The sequence below is a fragment of the Pseudomonas sp. PB120 genome (assembly GCF_009761815.1).
Taxonomy (GTDB): domain Bacteria; phylum Pseudomonadota; class Gammaproteobacteria; order Pseudomonadales; family Pseudomonadaceae; genus Aquipseudomonas.
The window spans coordinates 47,686-55,840 of sequence record NZ_RWIN01000002.1; the positions used below are offsets into that span (position 1 = coordinate 47,686).

8 protein-coding genes are annotated in these 8,155 nt (G+C 60.1%); 6 read left to right on the plus strand and 2 right to left on the minus strand.

Annotated elements, in window-relative coordinates; all coding sequences use genetic code 11:
• Together lolB and EJA72_RS00420 are read right to left on the minus strand one after the other, a co-directional pair.
• Complete coding sequence (gene lolB, locus EJA72_RS00415; RefSeq protein WP_157709585.1) at positions 1-618, minus strand: lipoprotein insertase outer membrane protein LolB; 618 nt, start codon at positions 616-618, stop codon at positions 1-3.
• Positions 619-622: 4 nt separating this feature from the next.
• Positions 623-2,347: a tetratricopeptide repeat protein gene (locus tag EJA72_RS00420; protein ID WP_157709586.1), complete on the minus strand. Its 1,725-nt coding sequence runs from the start codon at positions 2,345-2,347 to the stop codon at positions 623-625.
• Positions 2,348-2,682: 335 nt separating this feature from the next.
• Between EJA72_RS00420 and hemA the strand changes: the two genes are divergently transcribed.
• The 6 genes from hemA to EJA72_RS00450 all read left to right on the plus strand — a co-directional run bounded on the left by hemA (position 2,683) and on the right by EJA72_RS00450 (position 8,057).
• Complete coding sequence (hemA, locus tag EJA72_RS00425; RefSeq protein ID WP_157709587.1) at positions 2,683-3,972, plus strand: glutamyl-tRNA reductase; 1,290 nt, start codon at positions 2,683-2,685, stop codon at positions 3,970-3,972.
• Positions 3,969-5,051, plus strand: coding sequence for a peptide chain release factor 1 (prfA, locus tag EJA72_RS00430; protein ID WP_157709588.1), 1,083 nt, complete (start codon positions 3,969-3,971; stop codon positions 5,049-5,051). Before hemA ends, prfA begins: the two co-directional genes overlap by 4 nt.
• On the plus strand, positions 5,052-5,882 hold the full coding sequence (prmC, locus tag EJA72_RS00435; protein ID WP_157709589.1) for a peptide chain release factor N(5)-glutamine methyltransferase: 831 nt from the start codon (positions 5,052-5,054) through the stop codon (positions 5,880-5,882). It abuts the gene before it with no gap.
• Positions 5,876-6,631 (plus strand): molybdopterin-synthase adenylyltransferase MoeB, encoded by a 756-nt coding sequence (locus EJA72_RS00440; protein WP_178128949.1) that lies wholly within the window; start codon positions 5,876-5,878, stop codon positions 6,629-6,631. Before prmC ends, EJA72_RS00440 begins: the two co-directional genes overlap by 7 nt.
• On the plus strand, positions 6,624-7,415 hold the full coding sequence (gene murI, locus EJA72_RS00445; RefSeq protein ID WP_157709590.1) for a glutamate racemase: 792 nt from the start codon (positions 6,624-6,626) through the stop codon (positions 7,413-7,415). The genes EJA72_RS00440 and murI overlap by 8 nt, the downstream gene beginning before the upstream one ends.
• A gap of 123 nt (positions 7,416-7,538) precedes the next feature.
• Positions 7,539-8,057 (plus strand): acyloxyacyl hydrolase, encoded by a 519-nt coding sequence (locus tag EJA72_RS00450; protein WP_157709591.1) that lies wholly within the window; start codon positions 7,539-7,541, stop codon positions 8,055-8,057.
• Positions 8,058-8,155 lie beyond the last annotated feature (98 nt).

Genomic DNA, 8,155 nt, shown 5'->3' on the forward strand with positions numbered 1-8,155 from the left:
TCACTGCCCCAACTTGCGAGGTTGCCATTCCTTGATCACCAGCGTGACATCAAGGTCGGTGCCATGCAGTTTGATCCGCTCGGGCAGCCAATAGCCGTTCTGCTCGGCATAACTCAGGTATTCAACCTGCCAGCCATCCTGATCCAGGTTGGCCAGGCGGCTGTCGGCGTCCAGGGTCAGGCGGCTTTTGCTGTCCGGTGCCGGAAGTCCGCGAACCCACCAGGCCAGGTTGGAGACCGGCAGTTTCCAGCCGAGCTGTTCTTCGAGCAGCACTTCCGGATTGGGCGCTTCATAGCGACCCTGGTTGGCAACCTCCAGCGAGACTTTGCCCGGGCGACCGGTCAAGCGTGCCGCGCCGCGACCCAAGGGGCCGGAGAGGCGAATGTCGTAGTAATCCTGTCGCTGCAGCCAGTACAAGGTGCCGCTCCCCGAGTCTTTCGGAGCGCGAATGCCGATCTTGCCGTTGATCTGCCAGCCATCAAGGCCCGTCAGCTGCTGTTTGTGCTCGCGCCATTGGGCAGGGTTACCGTGACCCTCGACCGATTCACGGGCGCCGAAGCCCGCGCAACCGGCGAGCAGGGCGATAAAACTGAAAACGATGATGTGGCGCAAAAACATAATCTTAAAGAGTCTCTGATCCGGTCAGGCGCTTGATGGTGCCGCGCAGGGTAGGGCTGTCAGGTTGTTCCTTGAGGAATTTGCCCCAGATCTGTCTGGCTTCGCGTTGTTTGCCGTTGGCCCACAGGACTTCGCCCAGGTGAGCGGCGACTTCCTGGTCGGGGAAGCGATCCAGGGCCTTGCGCAGCAGGCGTTCGGCTTCATCGAGATTGCCCAGGCGGTAGTTCACCCAGCCGAGGCTGTCGAGTACGGCCGGGTCTTCTGGATTGAGCTGATGCGCCTGTTCGATCAAGGCCTTCGCTTCGGCGTAACGGGTGGTACGGTCCGACAAAGTGTACCCAAGGGCGTTCAGTGCCATGGCATTGTCGGGATCGCGCTTGATGATCAGGCGCAGGTCTTTTTCCATTTGCGCCAGGTCATTGCGTTTTTCCGCTTGCATGGCGCGGGTGTAAAGCAGATTCAGGTCGTCGGGGTATTGCTGCAACGCTTTCTGCAAGACGTTCCAGGCCTTGTCGGGCTGCTTGTTGGCGGACAGCGTTTCGGCTTCGATCAGGTACAGCTGAATCGCGTAGTCCGGTTGTTCGTCGCGCTGCGTCGCCAGGCGGCTTTGGGCTTCGACGGTCCTGCCGTTGTTCATCAGGATATCGGCCTGGCGCAATTGTGCCGGCAGGTAATCATTGCCCGGACCGACCTGGGCATACTCGATCAGCGCGCCTTGCGGGTCGTTGCGCTCTTCAGCGATACGGCCCAGGTTGAGGTGCGCCGAGTCAACGTGGCTTTCCCGGGCAATCAAGTCTTCCAGGTAGCCCTTGGCCTCGTTCCAGGCCTTGGCTTCCAGGCAGACCAGAGCCAGTGAATAACGCAGTTCGTCGTCGTCCGGGTACTGCTGAACCAGGCTTGAAAACTCGGCCTTGGCGTCGTCCATGCGGTCCTGTTCAACCAGCATGCGGGCATAAGTCAGGCGCAGGCGTTTGTCGTCCGGGTATTTCTTGATGCTTTTTTGCAGCAGCGGCAGCGCTTCGTCGCCACGGTTAAGCGTTTGCAGCAGGCGCGCACGCAGCAGGATCGGGGCGATTTCGCCGTCTTCCGGCGGATTGCTTTCCAGCAGAGCCAGCGCGCCTTTCGCATCGCCGTCCTGTTGCATCAACAGAGCCTTGCCGAAAATCAGCTGGCTGTTGTTCGGGTGGCGCTGCAACAAACGATCAAAACTTTTCATCAAGCCGTTGCGCGTGTCCTGATCGGTGTCGGCCGCGGACAGGGCGAGGAAGTCGAAATGCGTGTCGCCCTTGCCTTGCAGGACTTTCTCCATATAGACCATGGAGTCGTCATAGCGCCCGGCGCGAGCCAGTTGCACGGCAGCGGCCCGTTGCGCCTCAAGGTCGTCCGGAGCGTTTTTCGCCCAGATCAGCGCGGTGTCCAGGGCGGCCTGGTCGGCGCCCAGGTATTCGGCGATACGGAATGCGCGCTCGGAGACGCCCGGGTCCTGGGTGTTGATGGCCTGGGTGACATAGTTGTCCAGCGCAATGTCGAAACGATTGCGCTGGCCAGCCAGTTCAGCGCTCAACAGGCTGAAGACGGTTTCTTCACTGAATGAGCTGTAAACCTTGGGCTTTTCAGGAGCCGGAGTGCTGTCTTCAGCCGGCGGCGTACCGTCCGACGAGACGGGTGCCAAGACCTGGCAGCCGCTGAGGAAGACAAAAGCAAGGAGCAACGCGGAAGATCTATTCATATAGGAAGAGGACGACTAACCTGCGGTCGGATCATCATGACACAAGCCTTCGGCCAAACATAACCGGCCGACCATTTTCCCGAATGCACCGCCCTCTGTAGGAGCCAGCTTGCTGGCGATGGTCGTGAACGATGACGCGTTTTTACCGAAAAAACGCGGCGCCTGTCAGTTCATCGCAGGCAAGCCAGCTCCTACAGGAGTTGCGTACGCCCATCTAAACGAGAACCGCTTGCAAGCGTGGGCGCTGCCTACCGGATCAATAGATATCGAGTAGTTGTTCTGAATCTGTCGAAGTAGGACAATTGCCGGCTTCACGTCACCATCAGCGACTTTGAATGGCCTTCCTTGCACTCGGTATCAACCACAAGACTGCTTCAGTAGACGTCCGCGAGCGCGTGGCTTTTACCCCGGAGCAACTGGTGGAAGCCCTGCAGCAGCTCTGCCGACTCACCGACAGCCGCGAAGCTGCGATCCTCTCGACCTGCAATCGCAGCGAGCTTTATATAGAACAGGATCACCTTTCGGCTGACATCGTGCTGCGCTGGCTGGCCGATTATCACCATTTGAGCCTCGATGAGCTGCGCGCGAGCAGTTATGTGCACGAAGATGATGCGGCAGTTCGTCACATGATGCGGGTCGCCTCCGGGCTCGATTCGCTGGTGTTGGGCGAACCGCAGATCCTCGGCCAGATGAAATCGTGCTACGCCGTGGCCCGGGAGGCCGGCACCATTGGTCCGCTGCTCGGGCGCCTGTTTCAGGCCACGTTCAATGCGGCCAAGCAAGTGCGCACCGACACCGCCATCGGCGAGAACCCGGTGTCCGTGGCATTTGCCGCGGTCAGCCTGGCCAAGCAGATTTTCAGCGATTTGCAACGCAGCCAGGCCTTGCTGATCGGCGCCGGCGAGACCATCACCCTGGTCGCCCGCCATTTGCATGAACTAGGTGTGAAACGCATTGTGGTCGCCAACCGCACGCTGGAGCGCGCCAGTATTCTGGCCGAGCAGTTTGGCGCCCATGCGGTGCTGCTCTCGGACATCCCGGCAGAGCTGGTGCGCAGCGACATCGTGATCAGCTCCACCGCCAGCCAGCTGCCGATCCTCGGCAAAGGCGCCGTCGAAAGTGCCCTGAAGCTGCGCAAGCACAAGCCGATTTTCATGGTGGACATCGCCGTACCGCGCGATATCGAGCCAGAAGTCGGCGAGTTGGACGACGTTTACCTCTACAGCGTCGACGATCTCCACGAAGTGGTCGCCGAAAACCTCAAGAGCCGCCAAGGCGCGGCGCAAGCGGCAGAGGAAATGGTCTCGGTGGGCGCCGAAGATTTCATGGTGCGCCTGCGGGAGCTGGCGGCGGTGGATGTGCTCAAGGCCTATCGCCAACAAAGCGAGCGCATGCGTGACGAAGAATTGCAGAAGGCCCAGCGTATGCTGGCCAACGGCAGCAGCGCCGAAGACGTGCTGGTGCAACTGGCGCGGGGCTTGACCAACAAACTCCTGCACGCACCGAGCGTGCAGTTGAAAAAGCTCTCAGCCGAAGGTCGCCTCGACGCACTGGCCATGGCCCAGGAACTCTTTGCCCTCGGTGAGGGCTCATCGGATAGCTTTTCGGATAAAAAACCGCAATGAAAGCGTCACTGCTCAATAAGCTGGACATCCTCCAGGACCGTTTCGAGGAATTGACCGCGTTGCTTGGCGACGGCGAAGTCATTTCCGATCAGAACAAATTCCGCGCCTACTCTAAGGAATACGCGGAAGTCGAGCCGATTGTCGAAGCCTATAAACAGTTGCTCAAAGTGCAAAGCGACCTCGAAGGCGCCCAGGCACTGCTCAAGGACAGCGACCCGGACATGCGCGAAATGGCCGTGGAAGAAGTCCGCGAAGCCAAAGAGCAACTGATCGAAATCGAAGCCCGCCTGCAACGCATGCTGTTGCCCAAGGACCCGAACGACGGTCGCAACGTGTTCCTCGAAATCCGTGCCGGCACCGGCGGTGATGAGGCGGCGATTTTCTCCGGCGACCTGTTCCGCATGTACTCGCGTTACGCCGAGCGTCGTGGCTGGCGCGTTGAAATTCTCTCGGAAAACGAGGGTGAGCACGGTGGCTATAAAGAAGTCATCGCCCGGGTCGAAGGCGACAACGTCTACGGCAAGCTGAAGTTCGAATCCGGCGCGCACCGCGTGCAACGGGTTCCGGCCACCGAATCCCAGGGGCGCATCCACACCTCGGCCTGTACCGTGGCGGTATTGCCCGAGCCGGACGAGCAGGAAGCGATCGAGATCAACCCGGCGGACCTGCGGATCGATACCTATCGCTCCTCCGGTGCCGGTGGTCAGCACGTCAACAAGACCGACTCGGCGATCCGCATTACGCACTTGCCGTCCGGTATCGTGGTCGAGTGCCAGGAAGAACGCTCCCAGCACAAAAACCGCGCCCGGGCGATGTCCTGGCTGTCGGCCAAGCTCAACGACCAGCAAACCAGCGCCGCCGCCAATGCCATCGCCAGCGAGCGTAAATTGCTGGTGGGCTCCGGTGACCGTTCCGAGCGGATCCGTACCTACAACTTTGCCCAGGGCCGAGTCACCGACCACCGGGTCAACTTGACGCTGTATTCCCTCGACGAAATTCTCGCGGGCGGTGTCGATGCGGTGATCGAGCCGTTGCTGGCCGAGTACCAGGCCGACCAATTGGCAGCGATAGGTGAGTAAATGACGATCATTGCCAGTTTGTTGCGCGCCGCTGATTTGCCCGACTCGCCGACGGCGCGTCTGGACGCCGAACTGCTGCTGGCGGCGGCGTTGGGCAAGTCCCGCAGTTTTCTGCACACCTGGCCAGAGCGCATCGTGCCGAGCGACGCCGCGCTGACATTTGCCGACTACCTGCAACGTCGTCGCGGCGGTGAGCCGGTGGCCTACATTCTGGGCCAGCAAGGTTTCTGGAAACTTGATCTGGAAGTCGCGCCCCACACCTTGATCCCGCGCCCGGATACCGAACTGCTGGTGGAAGCGGCGCTGGAATTGTTGCCGGCCACCCCCGCCAAGGTCCTCGACCTGGGCACCGGCAGCGGCGCCATCGCCTTGGCGTTGGCCAGCGAACGTCCGGCCTGGAGCGTCACTGCCGTGGATCGCGTGCTCGAAGCCGTGGCCCTGGCCGAACGCAATCGCCAGCGCCTGCACCTGAAAAACGCCACGGTACTGAGCAGCCATTGGTTCAGCGCCCTGGACGGTCAGCGCTTTCAGTTGATCATCAGCAACCCGCCCTACATCGCTTCCGCCGACCCGCATCTGGTGGAAGGCGACGTCCGCTTCGAACCAGCCAGTGCGCTGGTGGCCGGCATCGACGGGCTCGACGACCTACGATTGATCGTGGCCCAGGCACCGGCTCATCTTGAATCCGGTGGCTGGTTGATGCTGGAGCACGGTTACGATCAGGCCGAAGCGGTGCGCGATTTGCTCCTGACCCAAGGGTTTGAAGAAGTCCACAGCCGCACCGATCTGGGCGGTCACGAACGTATCAGCCTGGGGCGCCTGCCGTGCTGAATGATCAGGAATTGTTGCGCTACAGCCGGCAGATTTTGTTGCAGCACGTCGACATCGACGGTCAGTTGCGACTCAAGGAAAGCCGTGTGCTGATCGTCGGTCTCGGCGGCCTCGGTTCTCCGGTTGCGCTCTATCTGGCCGCTGCCGGTGTTGGTGAACTGCACCTGGCGGACTTCGATACCGTTGACCTGACCAACCTGCAACGCCAGATCATCCACGACACCGACAGCGTCGGCGTGAGCAAGGTCGACTCGGCGATCCGTCGCTTGAGCGCGATCAACCCGGACATTCAACTGATCGCCCATCGCGCGGCACTGGACGAAGATTCCCTGGCCGCTGCGGTGTCGGCGGTGGATCTGGTGCTGGACTGCTCGGACAATTTCTCCACCCGTGAAGCGGTGAACGCGGCGTGTGTCGCGGCCCGAAAACCGCTGGTCAGCGGCGCGGCCATTCGCCTGGAAGGGCAATTGTCGGTCTTCGATCCGCGTCGCCCGGAGAGCCCGTGCTACCACTGTTTATACGGGCACGGCAGCGAAGCCGAACTGACCTGCAGCGAAGCTGGCGTCGTCGGGCCTTTGGTTGGGCTGGTTGGCAGTCTTCAGGCGCTGGAAGCGATGAAACTGTTGGCGGGGTTCGGCGAGCCGCTGGTAGGGCGCTTATTATTGATTGATGCCTTGGGCACTCGCTTCCGTGAGTTGCGCGTCAAGCGTGATCCGGGTTGCAGCGTCTGTGGTACGGCCCATGCGTGAAGCGCCGGTTGGCGTGTTTGACTCCGGCGTCGGTGGACTTTCGGTGCTGGCCGAGATCCAGCGGTTACTGCCTAATGAGTCGCTGCTGTACGTCGCCGATTGCGGGAACATTCCCTACGGCGAGAAAGCCCCGGACTTTATTCGTCATCGCTGCAGCGTGATGGCCGAATTTTTTCAGCAGCAGGGCGCCAAGGCCTTGGTGCTGGCTTGCAACACGGCGACGGTCGCAGGCGTTGCCGACTTGCGGCGCGACTACCCAACATGGCCCATCGTCGGCATGGAGCCAGCGGTCAAGCCGGCCGCTGCCGCGACCCGGAGCGGTGTGGTGGGCGTGCTCGCCACCACCGGCACGTTGCAGAGCGCCAAGTTCGCCGCCTTACTCGACCGATTCGCGACCGATGTTCAGGTCATCACTCAACCGTGCCCTGGCCTGGTGGAGTTGATTGAAAACGGCGATTTGCACAGCCCGGCCCTGCGCCAGTTGCTGGCCCGGTATGTCGAACCGCTGCTCGGCGCCGGGTGCGACACGATAATTCTGGGCTGCACCCATTATCCCTTCCTAAAGCCGTTGCTAAAGCAGATGATCCCCGATGACATCAGCTTGATTGACACCGGTGCCGCTGTAGCGCGGCAACTTCAGCGGCTGTTGGCCGAGCGTGAATTGCTGGCCGAAGGACCTGTTCGCGCTGCGCAGTTCTGGACGAGTGCCGATCCGGAACATTTCAGAAATATCTTGCCGATCCTGTGGAATACGGCTGGCATTGTGCGAAGCTTCAACAAGTAAATTAATTTTTGGGGAACACGGGTAATTGGGGTGAACTTCTGATTAAGCGTCGACTTCTATAATTTTAGTTTTGCTGAGCAACACAAAAACCACACGAAAATTGTTCGGAAAAGGATGTTTCTAATGAAGCGACTATTCTGCTTGGCCGCGATTGCGGCCGCATTGATGGGGCATAGTTTTTCCGCACAGGCAGCAGGCGTGGAGTTCGCGGTCGGTCAGACCAGCGATTCGACCATGACCTACCGGTTGGGCATGCAATTCGATTGGGACAAAAGCTGGTTGCAGAGCGACGTCGGTCGATTGACCGGTTACTGGAGTGGTGCCTACACCTACTGGGAAGGTGACAAGACCTCCAGCAACAACAGCCTCTCGTTCTCGCCGGTGTTTGTTTATGAGTTTGCCGGTCAGAACATCAAGCCTTACGTTGAGGCAGGGATTGGCGTGGCGTTTTTCTCCAATACCGAACTTGAAAACAACAACATCGGCCAGTCGTTCCAGTTCGAAGACCGTTTCGGTTTTGGTGCGCGTTTTGCGGGCGGACATGAAATCGGTATTCGTGCGACGCATTATTCGAACGCCGGTATGGCCAGTAGCAACGACGGTGTAGAAAGTTACTCGCTGCACTACACGATGCCGTTGTAACCAACCGACTTTCTGCTCTCCGCTTTCCGCTTTCTGTAGGAGCGAGCTTGCTCGCGATGGTGGTTCAGTTAGTTTGGTGTCAACTGACACACCATCGC

Bases quoted from the DNA above. Each gene is read 5' to 3' on its own strand.
- lolB (WP_157709585.1), bottom strand. From the start codon at position 618: ATGTTTTTGCGCCACATCATCGTTTTCAGTTTTATCGCCCTGCTCGCC.
- EJA72_RS00420 (WP_157709586.1), bottom strand. From the start codon at position 2,347: ATGAATAGATCTTCCGCGTTGCTCCTTGCTTTTGTCTTCCTCAGCGGC.
- hemA (WP_157709587.1), top strand. From the start codon at position 2,683: ATGGCCTTCCTTGCACTCGGTATCAACCACAAGACTGCTTCAGTAGAC.
- prfA (WP_157709588.1), top strand. From the start codon at position 3,969: ATGAAAGCGTCACTGCTCAATAAGCTGGACATCCTCCAGGACCGTTTC.
- prmC (WP_157709589.1), top strand. From the start codon at position 5,052: ATGACGATCATTGCCAGTTTGTTGCGCGCCGCTGATTTGCCCGACTCG.
- murI (WP_157709590.1), top strand. From the start codon at position 6,624: ATGCGTGAAGCGCCGGTTGGCGTGTTTGACTCCGGCGTCGGTGGACTT.
- EJA72_RS00450 (WP_157709591.1), top strand. From the start codon at position 7,539: ATGAAGCGACTATTCTGCTTGGCCGCGATTGCGGCCGCATTGATGGGG.